This window comes from Mycobacterium sp. GA-0227b, assembly GCF_001499855.1.
In the GTDB taxonomy this organism is placed as follows: domain Bacteria; phylum Actinomycetota; class Actinomycetes; order Mycobacteriales; family Mycobacteriaceae; genus Mycobacterium.
In genome coordinates, this window is sequence record NZ_LQIK01000033.1 from 234,158 (window position 1) to 248,447 (window position 14,290).

Consider the following 14,290-nt stretch of genomic DNA (forward strand, 5'->3'; position numbering starts at 1 on the left):
CATGACGCAGACCAAACAGGCGAGCAGCCCACATCTGCGGCCGCACACCGCCGACCTGAACCGGTTGCTTGCCGGTGAACACCACGACCCGCACTCGGTGCTGGGCGCCCATGAGTACGACGACCACACCGTGATCCGGGCCTACCGCCCGCATGCGGTGGAGGTCGTGGCGCTCGTCGGTGCTGAGCGGTATGTGTTCCAGCACATCGAATCCGGATTGTTCGCGGTGGCGCTGCCGTTCACCGGACTGGCCGACTACCGGCTCGAGGTGCACTACCCCGCCGGCAGCGGCTCGACCCAGGTACACACGGTGGCCGACGCCTACCGGTTTCTGCCCACGCTCGGGGAGATGGATCTGCACCTGTTCGCCGAGGGCCGCCACGAGCGGCTGTGGGAGATCCTCGGCGCGCATCCCCGCCGCTACAGCACGCCCGACGGTGTCGTTGACGGTGTCTCGTTCGCGGTGTGGGCGCCGAATGCCAAGGGCGTCACCCTGATCGGCGAGTTCAACCACTGGGACGGCAACGAAGCACAGCTGCGCGTGCTCGGCTCGACCGGTGTGTGGGAGGTGTTCTGGCCGGGTTTCCATATCGACGGGCTGTACAAGTTCCGCATCCACGGTGCCGACGGGTCGGTCAGCGACCGCGCCGACCCGATGGCCTTCGCCACCGAGGTGCCGCCGAAGACGGCGTCGAAGGTGACCCTGAGCGAATACACCTGGCAGGACCAGGACTGGATGGCCAAGCGCACCAACCAGAACCCGGTGTTCGAGCCGATGAGCACCCTCGAAGTGCATCTGATGTCATGGCGGCCCGGCCTGAACTATCGCGACCTCGCTGCGCAGCTCACCCAGTACGTCGTGGAGAACGGGTTCACCCACGTCGAATTGATGCCGGTCGCCGAGCATCCCTTCGGCGGTTCCTGGGGCTACCAGGTGACGTCGTATTATGCGCCGACGTCCCGGCTGGGTACGCCCGACGAGTTCCGCCACCTCGTCGACACGCTGCACCAGGCCGGCATCGGTGTGATCATGGACTGGGTGCCGGCCCACTTCCCCAAGGACGCCTGGGCTCTCGGCCGCTTCGACGGCACCGCCCTCTACGAGCACTCCGATCCGCGCCGCGGCGAGCAGTTGGACTGGGGCACCTACGTATTCGACTTCGGCCGCAGCGAGGTACGCAACTTCCTGGTGGCCAACGCGCTGTACTGGTTGCAGGAATTCCACATCGACGGGCTGCGGGTCGACGCGGTCGCCTCGATGCTCTACCTGGACTACTCGCGGCCCGAGGGCGGGTGGACGCCGAACATATACGGCGGCCGCGAGAACCTCGAAGCCGTGCAGTTCCTTCAGGAGATGAACGCGACCGTGCACAAGGCCGCGCCCGGAATCGTGACGATTGCCGAGGAGTCCACCTCATGGCCCGGCGTCACCAGACCGACCAACCTTGGCGGCCTGGGGTTTTCGATGAAGTGGAATATGGGCTGGATGAACGACACCCTGGAGTTCATCAAGCGCGATCCGATCCACCGCAGCTACCACCACCACGAGATCACGTTCTCGATGCTCTATGCGTTCAGCGAGAACTATGTGCTGCCGATCAGCCACGACGAGGTGGTGCACGGCAAGGGCACGTTGTGGGGCCGGATGCCGGGCAACGACCACAACAAGGCGGCCGGGTTGCGCAGCCTGTTGGCCTATCAGTGGGCGCATCCGGGCAAGCAGCTGTTGTTCATGGGCCAGGAGTTCGGCCAACGCGCCGAATGGTCCGAGGAACGCGGCGTGGACTGGTACCAGCTCGACGAGAACGGGTTCTCGACCGGCATCCAACGCATGGTGCAGGACATCAACGGCATCTACCGCAGCCGACGGGCCCTGTGGGCGCAGGACACCCGACCGGAGGGCTACTCCTGGATCGACGCCAACGACTCGGCCAACAACGTGCTGAGCTTCTTGCGCTACGGCGACGACGGCTCCGTGCTGGCGTGTGTGTTCAACTTCGCCGGCACCGAACACACCCGCTACCGGCTCGGCCTGCCGTACGCCGGCACCTGGCGCGAAGTGCTCAACACCGACGCCGACATCTACAACGGGTCGGGCATCGGTAACTACGGTGCCGTCGAGGCGACCGACGAGCCCTGGCACGGCCGGCCCGCGTCGGCCGTCATGGTGCTACCCCCGCTCGCGGCCCTGTGGTTCGAATACGAACCCGCCTAGTTCTGACCCCGAAACTGCTCACAGATCGCGGATTCAGCCGAAATCGCGATCTCCCCGCAGTCTCGGCGCACTCCGCGAGTCAGTACAGCGCGTTGGCCAGCTTGCGGCGGCCGGCGATGACCTCGGGGTCGGCCGGGTCGAACAGGTCGAACAGCTCGATCAACCGCGTGCGCACCGTGGTGCGGTCGTCGCCGGAGGTCCGCTTGACCAGGCCGATGAGCCGGTCGAAGGCGGCTGCGACGTTCTGTTGCAGCACCTCGACGTCGGCCGCGGCGAACGCCGCATCGATGTCGTCGGGTGCCGCGTCGGCGGCGGCGATCACACCGGGGTCCCGGGAACTCGCGCGCTGCAGGAAGTCGATCTGACGCACGGCGCCCTTGGCCTCGGCGTGATTGGGATTGCCGTCCAGAATCGCCTGATACGCCGTGCGCGCGGCGTCGAAGTCACCGGCGTCCAGAGACGCCCGGGCTTGCGCGACCGCGGGGTCGACCTCCTCGGCTTCCCCCGGCTCACCGCTGCCGGGCAGCTTGCCCGCGACGGCGTTCAACAGCGAGTCGATCCACCGGCGCAGCTGTTCTGGCGGCTGCCTGCCCTGGAAGCTGGACAGCGGTTGTCCAGCGGCCAGTGCGACCACCGTCGGGATCGCCTGCACCCCGAACATCTGCGCCACCCTCGGTACGACGTCGACGTTGACGGTCGCCAGCGACCACTTGCCACCGTCGGCGGTGGCCAGTTCGGCAAGCGAATCACCCAGTTGGACACTGGCATCGCTGCGCGGTGACCAAAGCAGGACGACGACCGGAACCTGGCTCGACCGGACCAGCACCTCATCTTCGAGATTGGCTTCGGTGATCTCCACTCCACCGGCCGGCGCCGACGAGCCACCGTCGTTCGTCGAGGGCCGCTGCTTGAGGGCGGACAGATCAACCGCACCGGCCATGGAGGCCGCGATGGAAGGGCGTGGACGACTCACGCGTTCAAGTTTGTCACGTCGTTTCCGGGATCGACCGCCCCGGTTGCGACATGCTCGCGGCAGCGGGCACGACGCCCATCCGACCGGTGCGATCCGCCCAGATGACGAAGATCACACTCGCCAGGGGCACGATGCTCGCCAGTATCGCCAGCAACCACGTGCCGGGCGCCCACTTGACGGTGATCCCGGCCAGCAGGCCCACCGCGACGAAGCCGACGAAGATCAGCCCGTGCGCCATGCCGAACACCTGCACGCCGACCTCGGTGCGCGGCGTGCCGACGTACTTGAAGTACATGCCGGTCAGCAGACCAACCCAGCTCAACGCCTCCAGCAAGGCGACGAGCCGGAACCATCCGGCAACGGACCGAAGATCGAAAGCGCCAGTCATGGCCGCTATTGTGCACGAAAACCGGAATGTTTACTACACGCCGTCGTAGAGGCTACGGCGCGCGCAGGATCAGCGCGTCGCCCTGGCCGCCCGCGCCACACAGCGCGGCCACGGCGTAGCCGGACCCGCGCCGGGCCAGCTCGAGGGCGGCGTGCAGCGTGATCCGGGCGCCCGACATGCCGATCGGATGCCCGATCGCGATCGCACCGCCATTGACGTTGACCTTCTCCGGGTCGACCCCCAGCTCCTTCGTCGAGGCCAACGCGACCGCGGAGAACGCCTCGTTGATCTCGATCACGTCCAGCTGGTCGAGCGAAATCCCCTCGCGGGCAACGGCTTTCCTGATGGCGTTGGCCGGCTGCGACTGCAGGGTGGAGTCCGGGCCGGCGACCACGCCGTGGGCGCCGATCTCCGCCAACCAGCTCAGCCCCAGTTCCTCGGCCTTGGCCTTGTTCATCACGACCACCGCGCAGGCGCCGTCGGAAATCTGAGATGCCGACCCGGCGGTGATGGTGCCGTCCTTGCGGAATGCCGGTTTGAGACCGGAGAGCGACTCGGCGGTGGTGTTGGCGCGGATGCCTTCGTCCTCGTTGAACTCCAGCGGATCGCCCTTGCGCTGCGGGATCTGCACCGGCACCACCTCATCGGCGTAGACGCCGTCTTTCCAGGCCGCGGCGGCCTTCTGGTGCGACCGGGCGGCGAACTCGTCCTGTTCGGCACGGCTGAACTGATCGACCTCGTTGCGCTGTTCGGTGAGCGCGCCCATCGGCTGATCGGTGAACACGTCGTGCAGGCCGTCGTAGGCCATGTGGTCGAGCACGGTGACATCGCCGTACTTGTAGCCCGACCGGCTGTTCATCAGCAGGTGCGGTGCCTGGGTCATCGACTCCTGCCCGCCGGCGACGACGACATCGAACTCGCCGGCGCGGATCAGTTGGTCGGCGAGAGCGATGGCGTCGATTCCCGACAGGCACATCTTGTTGATGGTCAGTGCGGGCACGTACCAGCCAATTCCGGCGGCCACCGCGGCCTGCCTGGCGGGCATCTGCCCGGCGCCGGCGGTGAGGACCTGGCCCATGATCACGTACTCGACCGCTGAGGCGGGAACATTGGCCTTCTCCAGGGCGCCCTTGATCGCGACGGCCCCGAGATCGCTGCCCGAGAAGTCCTTCAGCGAGCCCATCAGCTTGCCGACCGGAGTGCGCGCTCCAGCAACGATCACCGATGTCGTCATTTACTACCTCCGGAAACTGGGTATATCGATATGTGGTCCATGACACATTCCGCAAACATCTGTCTCAAGGTTACCGTTACGTTATGACCACTGAACACGTAGACGCACGTCCAGCGCTCGCGAGCGCACTCGTGACGGCGATCGATCACGTGGGGATCGCGGTGCCGGATCTGGACGTCGCGATCAAGTGGTACCACGACCACCTCGGGATGATCGTGCTGCACGAGGAGGTCAACGAGGATCAAGGCGTGCGCGAGGCCATGCTCTCGGTGCGTGGCGCTCCGGTCGGTAGCGCTCAGGTCCAGCTGATGGCCCCGCTGGACGAGACCTCGACAATCGCGAAGTTCATCGACAAGCGCGGTCCCGGTCTTCAGCAGTTGGCGTACCGCACCAGCGACATCGACGCGCTCAGCGAGCGTCTGCGCGACGAGGGCGTGCGGCTGCTGTACGACGCGCCGCGGAGCGGCACCGCGAACTCGCGGATCAACTTCATCCACCCGAAGGATTCCGGCGGCGTCCTCATCGAGCTCGTAGAGCCGGCCGCCGACGGGCAGGACCACTAGGACCATTTGCGGGTCGGGCTACGCGTGGCCCGGTGCGTCCAGCACGCCGTGTGCCAGTGTCTACGGTCGTCGACGGACCGCTCCCCCATATCGGCGGGGAACACCACCAAATGTGCTGTCCCGGGCCGGATCTCGTGGTCACAGCCGGGACAGCGGTATGTCTTGACGGCACGCGCCGCCGCGATCGGCCGGACCTCGTACTCGTAACCGTCCGGTCCGGTTTCCAGGCGTCGCGGCGCAGGCAGGGGCGGCGGACGCTGCGGGCGGCGCTTGCGAGCCATCAGAACAGCCGGAACTCGTCGCTGTCCATGCCGCGCATCTTGTCGTAGTCCAACGTCACACAGCGGATGCCGCGGTCGGTGGCCAGCGTGCGGGCCTGCGGCTTGATCTGCTGGGCCGCGAAGACGCCCGTCACCGGGGCCAGCAGGCTGTCGCGGTTGAGCAGCTCGAGGTAGCGGGTGAGCTGCTCGACGCCGTCGATCTCGCCGCGGCGCTTGATCTCCACGGCGACCGATCCGCCGTTCCCGTCGCGGCACAGCAGGTCCACGGGGCCGATCGCGGTCATGTACTCGCGTCGCACCAGCGTGTACCCCGCGCCCAGCAGCTCGACATGCTCGGCCAACAACTCCTGAAGATGCGCTTCGACGCCGTCCTTCACCAGACCCGGATCGACGCCGAGCTCGTGGCTGGAGTCGTGTTCGATTTCCTCGACGGTGATCCGCAGCTGTTCACCGGCCTTGTTCTCGACCACCCAGACGGGGACAGGCCCGGTGCTGTCCTCGGTGAGCCGGCACGGCGGACTCATCCAGTTCAACGGTTTGTAGGCGCGGTCGTCGGCGTGCACGCTCACCGAACCGTCCGCCTTGACCAGCAGCAGTCGCCGCGCCGAAGGCAGATGTGCGGTCAGACGTCCGACGTAGTCGACAGTGCATTGGGCGATCACGAGACGCACCCGACCACCTTAGGCGCCGGTTCGGCGAATTAGGCTCTAGCCACAATGACCGCCAAGAAGAGCGTCCCTCAGCGACTCGGTCTTGTCCTCGAGAAGGTGACGCGGCAGAGCGGGCGGCTACCGGACACCCCCGAATTCGGCTCTTTCCTGCTCGGCAAGCCGTCGGAGAGCCAAACCCGCCGACGCATCCGCATTCAAATCATCCTCACCGTCCTCATCCTGTTCACCAACGTGCTCGGCATCGCCGTGTCGTTGCTGCTGAACGCGGTCGCCATTCCGGTGCCGAGCGTCTTCACCGACGCGCCGGCATGGCTGACCTGGGGCGTCGCTCCCGCCTACATGATCTTTGCCCTGGTGGTGGGCACCTGGTGGATCACCTCTCGCACCGTCAATTCGCTGCGATGGGCCATCGCAGAACGCGCCCCCACCCGAGCCGATCAGCACAATGTCTTCCTCGCTCCGTGGCATGTGGCGAAGAGGCTGCTGCTGCTGTGGGGCCTCGGCACGGCACTGCTGACATTGTTGTACGGCCTGCAGGACTCCGCGTTCATCCCTCGCTTCCTGCTCGCAGTCGGCTTTCCCGGCATCGTCGTGGCGACCGCCTGCTACCTCATCACCGAGTTCGCACTGCGCCCGGTCGCCGCTCAGGCGCTCGAAGCGGGCCGCCCGCCGCGCCGATTGGCACACGGAGTCATGGGCCGAACCATGACCGTCTGGTTGCTCAGCTCCGGCGTGCCGGTGCTGGGCATCCTTCTTCTCGCGGTGTTCGCGCTGTCGCTGCAAAATCTCACCGCAACCCAGTTCGCGGTCGCCGTGATGATCATCGCGGTGGTGGCACTGGCCTTCGGATTGATCCTGATGTTGCTGTTGTCGTGGCTGACGGCGACCCCCGTGCGCGTGGTGCGCTCGGCACTACAGCGCGTGGAGCAGGGAGATCTGAACTGCAACCTGGTGGTGTTCGACGGCACCGAGCTCGGCGAGTTGCAGCGGGGGTTCAACTCGATGGTCGACGGGCTGAAGGAACGCGAGCGGGTACGCGATCTGTTCGGCCGTCATGTCGGTCGCGACGTTGCCGCGGCTGCGGAGAAAGAGCGTCTGGAGCTCGGTGGCGCGGAACGCCATGTCGCGGTGATCTTCGTGGACATCATCGGCTCGACGCAGTTGGTGACGGCCCGCCGCGCGACCGAGGTCGTCGACCTGCTGAACCGGTTCTTCGCGGTGATCGTCGAGGAGGTCGACCGCCACCACGGCTTCGTCAACAAGTTCGAGGGCGACGGGGCGCTGGCCGTGTTCGGCGCTCCACTGCCCCTGGCGAACCCGGAGGATTCCGCGCTGGCCGCCGGTCGTGCGATCGCGCGCCGGATCCATGAGGAGGTGCCCGAGTGCGACGCGGGCATCGGGGTGGCCGCCGGCGAGGCGGTCGCGGGCAACGTCGGGGCCAAGGAACGGTTCGAGTACACCGTGATCGGTGAGCCCGTCAACGAAGCGGCGCGGCTGTGCGAACTGGCCAAGGAAACCCCCGGCCACCTGCTCGCCTCATCCGATGCGGTCACCGGCGCGAGCGAAAGCGAGCGTGCCCGTTGGACACTCGGCGACGAGGTGACGTTGCGCGGACACGACGAGCCGACCAGGCTGGCGTCACCCGTCTGATCGCGTTCGCTGAAAACTCTCCGCGGCGCGCAACGCCCCGTCGAGGGTGCCGAACACCCTCGCCTGTGCGGCTTCAGCGGCGGCCAACGTGCCGTCCGGATCCACGACGTAACCCTCTTTGCCTGCGGCAGTGAGCGACTCGTGCATGCCGGCGAGCATCCGGCGGGCGGCATCGTTGACGTCGTCGACCCTCGACAAGTCCAGGATGGCCACATCGAAACCGTCGCGCTGCTCGTCAACGGTGCGTAGCACCTGCTCGGCGCCGGCGAACAAGAGGTCACCGTGCAGCTCGTAAATCCGGACACCTGCGGCGACGTCATACGCGTCCCGGATCGTCGAGCGGGCTTCCCGGGTGACCGAAAGGAAATGCAATCCGAGGCCGGCCGACAGATCGCGGCACGCCTTCACACCCCGCACGCTGTTGCCCTTGTCGTCCAGAAGCGGTGAGTAGACCCCGATTCCGAGCTGAGCGGGCAGCACGGCCGCGATGCCGCCGCCGACACCGCTCTTGGCCGGCATGCCGACGGCGCTCACCCAGTCCCCCGCCGCGTCGTACATCCCGCAGGTAACCATCACGCTCAGCGTCCGCTGTACCACTGCTGCAGCGGCCACTCGCCGTCCCCACACCGGGTCGATGCCACCGCGCGCCAGGGTGGCGGCCATCTGGGCCAGATCCGTGGTGGTCACCTTGATCGAACATTGACGGAAGTAGACGTCGAGGACCTCATCGGGATCACCGTCGAGCACGCCGAAACTCTGCAACATGTAAGCGATCGCGCGGTTCCGGCTTCCGGTCGACTTCTCAGACGGATAGATGTCGTCGTCGACCGTCAGGTCGCGACCCGCACACGCCGAATAGAATTCGCGAATCTGGCTGAACCGCTCATCGGCGGAGGTGCCGGGTACCAGAGAGACGGCCGCGATGGCGCCGGCATTGATCATCGGGTTCTTCGGCGCCTTGGTGGATTCGTCGACGCTGATCTCATTGAACGCTTCACCGGAGGGCTCCACGCCGATCTTGGCGTCGACCGCATCGAAGCCGAGGCGGTCGAGTGCGAGCGCATAGGTGAACGGCTTGGACACCGACTGGATGGTGAATTCGAGGGCGGTATCGCCGGATTCATAGACGTAGCCGTCAACCAGCGACAGCGACAAACCGAATCCGTTGGGGTCGACCCGAGTCAGTTCAGGAATGTAGTCGGCAAGGGCCCCGCCAGTGTCGTCGGCGTGCTTCGTGAGAATCTGGTCCAGGTATCGCTGCACCAGTTCGGCCATGGACCGATCCTAGGCCGACGACACCCAGTTGCCGTGGAAGCCGGCGGGCACGCGGTGCGGAAGCTTGATGCTGGCGAGGTCCTGCAACGTTCGCGCGTCGAGCAGCACCAGGTCACTGCGGTCGGTCCGACGGTCGTAGACGAACCCCATCAACACGCCGTCGTCTTCGACGGCGGTCGATGAGGACGCCTCAAAGACGAACTCCCCGAGCACTTTCCCGTCGCCGAAGGATCGTGAAAGCGTGTCGCCGCCGACGAAGTCATGCTTGAGCAGGGTATCGCTGCCGTCGCCGTCGCCGACGGTCGGCGCGTACCCGTAGCGGTGACGCCTGCCCACCCGGCGTTCGTCGACGCGCGGGAACTCCTGGCCCCGATCGTCGATGCGAGATTCGCGAACCTTGCCGTCGGCGAGATCCACCGTCCAACGGTCGAGTGTCGGCGGACCTTCGTCCGGCCCAAGGTGGTTGGTGTCGAACATCTTCGGGTGCCGCACGACATCGAGCACGATCGTGCCGCCATCGTCGTAGGCGTTCATCGGGTGGAACACGTAGCAGGGTTCGACCTCGAACCAGCGCACGTCCGCATTGCCGCCGTCGCGTGGCATCACGCCGACCCGCGCGGGATATTTCGGGTTCCAGGAGTATGGGAACCGACGGTCGGATGCGTTACCCCCCGGCTGCCGAGCGCTGATCGGATCCGGTATTCGCACCCGACCGATCAAGGCCGACAACACAAGTCGGGAGACCAGCCGCAGACCGCGTGGCACCGTCATCTCCACCGCCATGCGCGCGTCGAACGTGACCGGCAGGTCGTAGAACACGACGTGGTTCTCGGTCAGCGAGAAGTCGTGCATCATCGGGCTGCCCGCGACCCCGATATCGACCGTGCGTCGCGCGCGCCCGTCCGCGCCGATCACCGAGTACTGCACCGTGTTGCCGCGATACATGCTGTAGGAAACGGCGTGCAGTTCACCGGTGTCGGGGTCACGCTTGGGATGGGCGGTGTATCCACCCGTCAGTGTCCCGTCGAAGTCACATGCCCCGACGGTCTCGAGCTCGTCGGTGAGTTCCACGTTGGCGACACCGGATTCGATCAGGGCCAGAGTCCGGCCGGCGTGTCCGATGACGTTGGTGTTGGCGCCGATTCCCGAGATGGGGAACCGTCCGGGTGGCGTCTGCTCCCCCAGTGCCTTCGCGGTCTGCGGACCGCGGACCCAGCGGTTGCGGTACCACTCCGCCTTGCCATCGCGGATCCGGATGCCGTGCACCATGCCGTCGCCGATGAACCAGTGGTACAGCTCCGGATCCAGCTCGCCGACCGGATTCGGTCCGTTCCGCAGATAGCGCCCATCGAGGTGATCGGGGATGGTGCCGGTGACCTCGAGGTCGGTCAGCGTGTGCTCTTCGCGAAGGGGCGCGAAGGCGCCCTCGAGATAGCGGCTCGTCATCGCGGGCTCCCCCATAACGGTGTTATGACACCACCTGTATAACACCGTTATGGCAATATGGCAAGAGTGAGCGAGAGTGCCCCGAAGCAACTGGTCGAGGCCGGCATCCGAATTCTCGAGCGGGACGGGCTGGCGGCGCTCAGCGCACGCAAACTGGCCGCCGAAACCGGGACGTCGACGATGGCGGTGTACACGCACTTCGGCGGCATGACAGGCCTGATCGACTCGATCGCCAGCGAGACGTTCGCGCGCTTCACCCAGGCGCTGACGGAGTCGCCGGTGACCGACGATCCGGTGGCCGACTTCCTCGTGATGGGCGCGCGGTACCGCGAGTTCGCGTTGGAGAACCCGCAGCGCTATCAGATGATGTTCGGCACCTCCGCGCAGTCACTGAGCCGTCATCACGCCGACCTGACCGTGACCGGCAGCTCAACCGACCGCGCGGAGTTCGCGGTGTCGTTCGAGGCGTTGTTGACCGCGGTGCGAAGGATGGTCGGCGCGCGACGTATCCGCGATGACGGCGTCGCCGTGATGGCAGGGCGGATGTGGAGCATCGTCCACGGCGCGGTCATGTTGGAGATGGCCGGCTTTTTCGGTCACGAGGGGCACGGGCTGACCCAGATTCTCGGGCCGCTGACCGTGGACACTCTGGTCGGGATGGGCGACGAGCGGGAAAAGACGATGCAGTCGCTGACCGCAGCGACGGTGCTGGTCGACTTGTAGGAGCGAACGAGTCACGATCCGCTCAGGTGCCGGTGTGCCCCTCTTCGGCGGGCAGCGGTGGGGGCAACGGCTTTGTCGGCTTAGGCGTCGAGGCCGGCGGCGGCGCCGACGGTGCGTCATCCGCCTGTCCCTCATGGACGTCGACCATCGGCTCCTCCCGGATCACCCGTGTGCCCGCGCTGATGGTCAAGGATTCCTCCGAGACGAAATACGTGATTCCGTCGTTCTCGGCGGTGAACTCATCGCCCGTCTGGGTGGCGGGCACGATCAACTTTGCGCCGTCACGAAGTCGCACGCCGCGGTATTCATATTCCCCATCGGACGTCTTGCAGATCGCGACACGCGACGACCCGGTGGCACCGAAGAGCACCGCCTCTTTGGGTGGGGCACACCGAGCGGTGGAGTCGACATAGCCCTGAGCGTCCGCCGTGGGCGCGGCAATGGCCGCCGGCGCGAGTAGCAAGGACGACGACGCCGCTGCAACGCCGACGACGAACAATGTGCGAGTCAACATCGACTCCTACGACACCACAGCGGTTGCCTACTTGCCCGCCTAACCGCTAGGCAACGCTCGAATCGTTAGCCGCCCGAAACCAATGCGTGAGATTTTCGGTGATATTGGCGTTTCATCGACGGCGAGCACCACCTCCTCACCGCCAGCACTCCCACACACGCCCGGCGCCCTGACTGCCACGACCATGTCGGTTTTCCGCCAGTGTTGTCGGTGGGGACGTGTAATTGTGAGAGGCGTGCACGACGATTTCGAACGCTGCTACCGGGCTGTCCAGTCCAAAGACGCCCGGTTCGACGGCTGGTTCGTCACCGCCGTGCTGACCACGAAGATCTACTGCAGGCCAAGCTGCCCGGTTCGGCCGCCGTACGCACGCAACATGCGGTTCTATCCGACCGCGGCGGCCGCCCAGAAGGCAGGCTTCCGGGCCTGTAAGCGGTGCCGCCCAGACGCGTCACCCGGCTCACCGGAGTGGAATGTCCGCGGCGACGTCGTCGCCAGGGCCATGCGACTGATCGCCGATGGCACCGTCGACCGTGAAGGCGTCACCGGACTGGCCACCCGGCTGGGCTACACCACCCGCCAGCTCGAGCGGCTTCTGCAAGCCGAAGTCGGGGCGAACCCGCTGGCCCTCGCGCGCGCTCAGCGTTCGCAGACTGCCCGCGTGCTCATCGAGACCACCGAATTGCCGTTCGGCGACGTTGCTTTCGCATCGGGGTTCTCCAGCATCCGGCAATTCAACGACACCGTACGAGCGGTGTGCGATCTCACCCCGACGACGTTGCGTCAGCGTGCGCGTGCCCGGTTCGGCCGCAACGAGGGCGGCACCGGAGCACTGTCGTTACGGTTGCCCGTCCGCACTCCTTTCGCCTATGAGGGACTGTTCGGACACCTGGCGGCCAGCGCCGTGCCGGGCGTCGAGGAAGTGCGGGAGGGGGCCTACCGCCGAACGCTGCGCCTACCGAACGGCAACGGAATCGTCTCTCTCACACCACAACCCGACCATGTGCAATGCCGGATGGTCCTCGACGACTTCCGCGACCTAGCCACAGCGATCGCCAGATGCCGCCGGCTGCTTGATCTCGACGCTGATCCCGAGGCGGTTGTCGACGCACTCGGTACCGACCCGGAACTCAGCGTGCTCGTCAGCAAGGCGCCCGGTCAGCGCATTCCGCGAACAGTCGACGAACAAGAACTAGCCTTGCGGGTCGTGCTGGGTCAGCAGGTATCGATCAAGGCGGCCCGGACGCATGCCTGGCGAATTGTCTCGGCTTATGGGCAGCAAATCACGGACACGAACGGCGGTCTGACACATGCCTTTCCGCCGATCGAACATCTCGCCGACATCGATCCCGCCCACCTCGCCTTCCCGAAGTCACGGCAACGCTCGCTGATTGCGCTGATCCGAGCATTGGCGGACGGGGACGTCATCCTCGATGCGGGCTGCGACTGGAACCGGGCGCGGGAGCAGTTGTTGGCACTGCCCGGCATCGGCCCGTGGACCGCCGAGGTGATCGCTATGCGTGGGCTCGGTGACCCCGACGCCTTCCCGGCCACTGACCTCGGCGTGCAGCTGGCCGCAAGGCAGTTGGGACTGCCCGCTGAGCCTCGCGCACTCACCGAGCACAGCGCGCGGTGGCGACCATGGCGTTCGTACGCCACCCAGCACCTGTGGTCCGCGCTCGATCATGCAGTCAACGACTGGCCACCAAAGGAGACATGATGGAAGCCTTGAAGTTTCGCACGATGGACAGCCCGGTCGGTCAGCTGACACTGGCAGGTAGAGACGGCCGGCTGATGCACCTGCGAATGGTGGACCAGACATATGAACCCAGCCGCGACGGCTGGGCTGCGGACGAGGACGCGTTCCCCGACGCGGTGGAGCAACTCGAGGCGTACTTCGCCGGCGACCGCACCGAGTTCAAATTGGACCTCGATCTTGTCGGCACCGACTTCCAGCGGCGAGTCTGGGCGGCATTGCTGACGATTCCCTATGGCGAGACTCGTTCTTACGGCGAGATCGCCAGGCAGATCGGCTCTCCGGGCGCCTTTCGCGCGGTCGGTTTGGCCAACGGCCACAACCCGATCGGCATCATTGTGCCGTGCCATCGAGTGATCGGGTCCAACGGAAGCCTCACGGGCTACGGCGGCGGACTCGACAGGAAGCGGGCACTGCTCGCGATGGAGAAAAATCGGGTCGCGCCGGCGTTGACGTTGTTTGATTGAAGTGGAGTGGCGCTACAAATGCCTATGGCCCCCAATCGAATTGGGGGCCATAGGGCTTAATTTGTGTTCGGCGGTGTCCTACTTTTCCGCCCGGGTTGGGCAGTATCATTGGCGCTGGCAGGCTTAGCTTCCGG

The 14,290-nt window shown here is 66.0% G+C and carries 14 protein-coding genes; 6 read left to right on the plus strand and 8 right to left on the minus strand.

Translation table 11 applies throughout. The features are described 5' to 3' along the window. Window position 1 precedes the first annotated feature (1 nt). On the plus strand, window positions 2-2,215 hold the full coding sequence (gene glgB / locus AU185_RS23150) for a 1,4-alpha-glucan branching protein GlgB (RefSeq protein ID WP_059102073.1): 2,214 nt from the start codon (window positions 2-4) through the stop codon (window positions 2,213-2,215). A 79-nt stretch (window positions 2,216-2,294) separates the two neighbouring features. Here the strand turns inward: glgB and AU185_RS23155 are convergent, their stop codons facing one another. From AU185_RS23155 to AU185_RS23165, 3 genes are read right to left on the minus strand one after another with little or no spacing between them, the layout of a single operon-like run. Further along, window positions 2,295-3,188, minus strand: a complete 894-nt coding sequence (locus tag AU185_RS23155) for a tetratricopeptide repeat protein (protein WP_197413463.1) — start codon at window positions 3,186-3,188, stop codon at window positions 2,295-2,297. A gap of 13 nt (window positions 3,189-3,201) precedes the next feature. After that, window positions 3,202-3,585, minus strand: coding sequence for a DUF3817 domain-containing protein (locus AU185_RS23160; RefSeq protein ID WP_059102075.1), 384 nt, complete (start codon window positions 3,583-3,585; stop codon window positions 3,202-3,204). A 43-nt stretch (window positions 3,586-3,628) separates the two neighbouring features. Beyond that, on the minus strand, window positions 3,629-4,810 hold the full coding sequence (locus tag AU185_RS23165) for an acetyl-CoA C-acetyltransferase (RefSeq protein WP_059102076.1): 1,182 nt from the start codon (window positions 4,808-4,810) through the stop codon (window positions 3,629-3,631). Window positions 4,811-4,893: 83 nt separating this feature from the next. Here AU185_RS23165 and mce point away from each other — a divergent pair, with 83 nt between their 5' ends. Next, a complete protein-coding gene (mce, locus tag AU185_RS23170) occupies window positions 4,894-5,373 on the plus strand; it encodes a methylmalonyl-CoA epimerase (protein WP_059157013.1) in 480 nt (159 codons plus the stop codon). Here mce and AU185_RS24895 read toward each other — a convergent pair. Both AU185_RS24895 and nucS read right to left on the minus strand, forming a co-directional pair. Next, window positions 5,370-5,654, minus strand: a complete 285-nt coding sequence (locus AU185_RS24895; RefSeq protein ID WP_082684045.1) for an Rv1322 family protein — start codon at window positions 5,652-5,654, stop codon at window positions 5,370-5,372. The genes mce and AU185_RS24895 overlap by 4 nt on opposite strands. Then, the gene (nucS, locus tag AU185_RS23175) at window positions 5,654-6,325 is read right to left on the minus strand and encodes an endonuclease NucS (RefSeq protein ID WP_059102078.1); all 672 of its coding nucleotides are present in this window, start codon (window positions 6,323-6,325) and stop codon (window positions 5,654-5,656) included. The genes AU185_RS24895 and nucS overlap by 1 nt, the downstream gene beginning before the upstream one ends. A 45-nt stretch (window positions 6,326-6,370) precedes the next feature. On the opposite strand from nucS, the gene AU185_RS23180 reads away from it, so the two are divergent. Beyond that, a complete protein-coding gene (locus AU185_RS23180; RefSeq protein WP_059102079.1) occupies window positions 6,371-7,975 on the plus strand; it encodes an adenylate/guanylate cyclase domain-containing protein in 1,605 nt (534 codons plus the stop codon). On the opposite strand, the gene glsA is transcribed toward AU185_RS23180, so the two are convergent. Together glsA and AU185_RS23190 are read right to left on the minus strand one after the other, a co-directional pair. Beyond that, window positions 7,964-9,250, minus strand: a complete 1,287-nt coding sequence (gene glsA / locus AU185_RS23185; RefSeq protein ID WP_059102080.1) for a glutaminase A — start codon at window positions 9,248-9,250, stop codon at window positions 7,964-7,966. The genes AU185_RS23180 and glsA overlap by 12 nt on opposite strands. A gap of 9 nt (window positions 9,251-9,259) precedes the next feature. Continuing rightward, entirely contained in the window at window positions 9,260-10,696 is a 1,437-nt protein-coding gene (locus AU185_RS23190; RefSeq protein ID WP_059102081.1) for a carotenoid oxygenase family protein, read from the minus strand. A 66-nt stretch (window positions 10,697-10,762) separates the two neighbouring features. On the opposite strand from AU185_RS23190, the gene AU185_RS23195 reads away from it, so the two are divergent. After that, window positions 10,763-11,419, plus strand: coding sequence for a TetR/AcrR family transcriptional regulator (locus tag AU185_RS23195; RefSeq protein WP_059102082.1), 657 nt, complete (start codon window positions 10,763-10,765; stop codon window positions 11,417-11,419). Window positions 11,420-11,441: 22 nt separating this feature from the next. Here AU185_RS23195 and AU185_RS23200 read toward each other — a convergent pair whose 3' ends face one another. After that, entirely contained in the window at window positions 11,442-11,933 is a 492-nt protein-coding gene (locus AU185_RS23200) for a hypothetical protein (protein ID WP_059102083.1), read from the minus strand. Window positions 11,934-12,168: 235 nt separating this feature from the next. Here AU185_RS23200 and AU185_RS23205 point away from each other — a divergent pair, with 235 nt between their 5' ends. Both AU185_RS23205 and AU185_RS23210 read left to right on the plus strand, forming a co-directional pair. Then, window positions 12,169-13,653, plus strand: a complete 1,485-nt coding sequence (locus AU185_RS23205) for a DNA-3-methyladenine glycosylase 2 family protein (RefSeq protein WP_059102084.1) — start codon at window positions 12,169-12,171, stop codon at window positions 13,651-13,653. Next, complete coding sequence (locus AU185_RS23210; RefSeq protein WP_172800181.1) at window positions 13,653-14,156, plus strand: methylated-DNA--[protein]-cysteine S-methyltransferase; 504 nt, start codon at window positions 13,653-13,655, stop codon at window positions 14,154-14,156. The genes AU185_RS23205 and AU185_RS23210 overlap by 1 nt, the downstream gene beginning before the upstream one ends. The last annotated feature ends 134 nt before the right edge of the window (window positions 14,157-14,290 follow it).

What these genes read in the sequence shown, in the direction of transcription:
- AU185_RS23200 (WP_059102083.1), bottom strand. Translation starts at nt 11,933, where the DNA reads ATGTTGACTCGCACATTGTTCGTCGTCGGCGTTGCAGCGGCGTCGTCG.
- glsA (WP_059102080.1), bottom strand. Translation starts at nt 9,250, where the DNA reads ATGGCCGAACTGGTGCAGCGATACCTGGACCAGATTCTCACGAAGCAC.
- AU185_RS23210 (WP_172800181.1), top strand. Translation starts at nt 13,653, where the DNA reads ATGGAAGCCTTGAAGTTTCGCACGATGGACAGCCCGGTCGGTCAGCTG.
- AU185_RS23180 (WP_059102079.1), top strand. Translation starts at nt 6,371, where the DNA reads ATGACCGCCAAGAAGAGCGTCCCTCAGCGACTCGGTCTTGTCCTCGAG.
- AU185_RS23165 (WP_059102076.1), bottom strand. Translation starts at nt 4,810, where the DNA reads ATGACGACATCGGTGATCGTTGCTGGAGCGCGCACTCCGGTCGGCAAG.
- AU185_RS23190 (WP_059102081.1), bottom strand. Translation starts at nt 10,696, where the DNA reads ATGACGAGCCGCTATCTCGAGGGCGCCTTCGCGCCCCTTCGCGAAGAG.
- AU185_RS24895 (WP_082684045.1), bottom strand. Translation starts at nt 5,654, where the DNA reads ATGGCTCGCAAGCGCCGCCCGCAGCGTCCGCCGCCCCTGCCTGCGCCG.
- glgB (WP_059102073.1), top strand. Translation starts at nt 2, where the DNA reads ATGACGCAGACCAAACAGGCGAGCAGCCCACATCTGCGGCCGCACACC.
- mce (WP_059157013.1), top strand. Translation starts at nt 4,894, where the DNA reads ATGACCACTGAACACGTAGACGCACGTCCAGCGCTCGCGAGCGCACTC.